The organism is Zhongshania sp. (assembly GCF_041623545.1).
In the GTDB taxonomy this organism is placed as follows: Bacteria; Pseudomonadota; Gammaproteobacteria; order Pseudomonadales; family Spongiibacteraceae; genus Spongiibacter.
On record NZ_JBFJWS010000346.1, the window covers coordinates 1 to 3194 of the forward strand.

At 49.9% G+C, this 3194-nt stretch carries 3 protein-coding genes; all 3 read right to left on the minus strand.

The window, feature by feature from the left end; genetic code table 11:
* Positions 1 to 518: MFS transporter (locus ABYT30_RS17610; RefSeq protein WP_373097787.1), on the minus strand; the 518-nt coding region annotated here is incomplete at its 3' end.
* Between the two features lie 65 nt (positions 519 to 583).
* A complete protein-coding gene (glmS, locus tag ABYT30_RS17615) occupies positions 584 to 2413 on the minus strand; it encodes a glutamine--fructose-6-phosphate transaminase (isomerizing) (protein ID WP_373097789.1) in 1830 nt (609 codons plus the stop codon).
* Positions 2414 to 2437: 24 nt separating this feature from the next.
* Positions 2438 to 3194, minus strand: a 757-nt coding sequence (locus ABYT30_RS17620; protein ID WP_373097790.1) for a bifunctional N-acetylglucosamine-1-phosphate uridyltransferase/glucosamine-1-phosphate acetyltransferase, incomplete at its 5' end; no start/stop codon positions are given.

Here is a 3194-nt window from a genome sequence, read left to right on the forward strand (position 1 = left end):
ATTAATCCACCGATTGCTGGGCCAACGCTGCGGGCGAGGTTATAGCTGATATTGTTTAGGGCAACGGCCTGGGGTATTAAGTCCTTTGGCACTAGCTCAGCAATAGATGCCCCTCGGGCTGGGGCCGATAAGGCGCCGCCGGTACCAACCAAAAAACACAAGCCCAACAATATCCACGGCGTGATGAGGCCGAGCATCGATACCAGCATCATAAGGGACGCGGCGACGAGAGATAGGAAAAAGAACAGCAATTGCACCTTGCGGCGATCATAGATATCGGCAATTGCACCAGCGGGCAAGGCAAACAAGGCCATTGGCAAGAAGCTTGCTGTTTGGACCAAGGCAACGTGATCGGCGGTAGAAATACTGGTCATTATCCACGCCGCCGCCACAGTTTGAATCAGGCTGCCAGCATTGGATATGGTGTTGCTAAACCACATATTGCGAAACAAGCTGTGCTTCAGCGGCGCAAAAATACCACCGCTTTCAGCCTTATCATTGTCCGCCGCAGTTACCATTAATATTCCGTATTTAAAAGCCAGTGCTTATATAAGGGCGGCGAAACATGACGCTCGCCCATGGCTTACTCTACTGTTACCGATTTGGCCAAGTTCCGCGGCTGGTCGACGTCAGTTCCCTTTAAAATAGCGACGTGGTACGAAAGTAACTGCAGCGGTATGGTGTAAAGAATTGGCGCGATAACGTCGCTTACGTGGGGCAACTCGATAATATCCATGCCTTTGGCGGCGGTGAAGCCTGCCGCTTTGTCGCAGAACACAAAGAGCTGACCACCCCGCGCCTGAACTTCTTCTATATTGGATTTTAGTTTTTCTAATAGCACGTCGTTTGGCGCGACAGCGATAACCGGCATATCGGCATCCACTAATGCCAAGGGGCCATGCTTCAATTCACCCGCTGGGTAGCTTTCTGCGTGAATATAGGAAATTTCTTTTAGCTTTAATGCACCTTCCATCGCCACTGGCCACTGGGCACCACGGCCTAAGAACAATGCGTGATGTTTATCGGCAAACGCATTGGACATCTTCTGAATACTTAGATTCAAAGCGAGGGTTTCGGTGAGTAAATCCGGTAACTGATGTAGCGCGGCAACGATTTCATTTTCTTCACTCTCGGTCATATCGTGATGACGGCCAAGGGCGACTGTTAGGAACAGCAATGCGACTAATTGGGTGGTAAATGCCTTAGTAGAGGCAACACCTATTTCTGGTCCGGCTTCGGTCATTAGATATAAATCTGACTCCCTTACAAGGGAGCTCTGGGCGACATTACACACCGTAAGTGATGCCGAGTAGCCAAGGGTTTTCGCAAGTCGCAGTGCCGCTAAGGTGTCTGCGGTTTCACCCGATTGAGAGATAGTAACCAGTAAGGTGTTTTCTTGAACTTTAAATTTCCGATAGCGAAATTCACTGGCAACTTCGACACGACAGGGCACACCTGCTAAGCCCTCGATCCAATATTTCGCTACCATGCCGGCATGATAACTTGTACCGCAGGCCACAATTTGAATTGATGAAACCGTTTTCAGTATTTCTTCTGCGCGGGCGCCCATGGCTTCCGCAAGAATTTTCTTAGCGCCCAATCTGCCCAGTAGCGAGCGACGAATAACTGTAGGCTGCTCATAGATTTCTTTGAGCATGTAGTGCCGATAAATGCCTTTGTCGGTCGTTTCCGCCGCGGTATCGATTTGGGTAATATCTCGAGATACAGGATTAAATTCAGCATCGCGAATAATATATTGGTCAGTATAAATTTCGGCGATGTCGCCTTCTTCTAAATACACGAAACGGTCAGTGACTTGGCGCAAAGCCAGCTGATCTGATGCGATAAAATTCTCGCCAATGCCTAAGCCGATGACTAATGGGCTGCCTTTGCGCGCGCATATTACTCGCTGGGGTTCATTTGCGTGAATCACCGCTAAGCCGTAGGCACCCTCTAACTCAGGTATTGTCGCGCGCAGCGCCTCGAGAAGATCGCCACTTTTCTGATAATTGTAATGCATTAGGTGCACTATGGTTTCAGTGTCGGTTTGCGAAACAAAAGCGTAACCGAGTTTTACTAGGCGCTCGCGAAGCTCAGCGTGATTTTCAATAATGCCGTTATGGACTAAGGCAATGTCACCAGAGTTGTGAGGATGGGCATTTATCTCAGATGGCTTGCCATGGGTAGCCCAGCGCGTGTGCGCGATACCAATTCGACCAGCCAAGGGCCTGCTATCAAGTTCGTCAGCGAGTTTTTGAACTTTGCCGACTTCTTTGCGAGTATCGAGTCCACCATTGTCGGTTACAACTGCCATACCTGCCGAGTCGTAACCGCGATACTCTAGGCGCCGCAAGCCTTCAAGTAAAATTCCGGGAACCTCGCGTTGCGCGACCGCGCCTACAATGCCACACATAGTCTGGTTTCCTTATTTAATTCATTAATCGCGGGCTAATTTTTTCGGCCGCTGCCATCCGCTTATATTACGTTGTTTGCCCCGCGCTACGGCCAATTCACCCTCGGCAATATTGCCAGTGATAACCGAACCCGCGCCAATTGTCGCGGCTTTGCCCACAGTAACGGGTGCAACCAAAGCGGTATTGGAGCCAACGAATACGCCGTCAGCAAGCGTAGTCTTAAATTTATTTACGCCATCGTAGTTACAGGTAATGGTACCGGCACCGACATTAACGTCGCAACCTATCTCCGCGTCTCCGATATAACTAAGATGGCTTACTTTACTCGCGATACCAATATTAGCTTTTTTGGTTTCGACGAAATTACCAATTTTTACCTCAGCGGCCAACACCGTACCAGGCCGTAAACGCGCGAAGGGCCCGATACTACAGGCCTCACCGACAACGGCTCCCTCAAGTACTGAGTTAGCCTTTATCTCTACGTTACACGCAATTTTTGAATTACTTATGTGGCAGTTTGGACCGATACGAACACCGTCGCCAAGTACGACCTCACCCTCAAACACGCAGTTGATATCGATATAGACATCATTGCCGGTTCGAAGACTGCCCCGCACATCGATACGGCTGGCATCAGCCAGACTTGCCCCGGCCAGCATGAGTTGATTGGCGTAGCGGCGCTGGTAATAGCGCTCAAGCTCTTCGAGTTGGATTCGGTTATTCGCGCCTTGAACTTCCATTGGTTCACGAGCTTGGCAGACGTTTATGGCCACACCATCA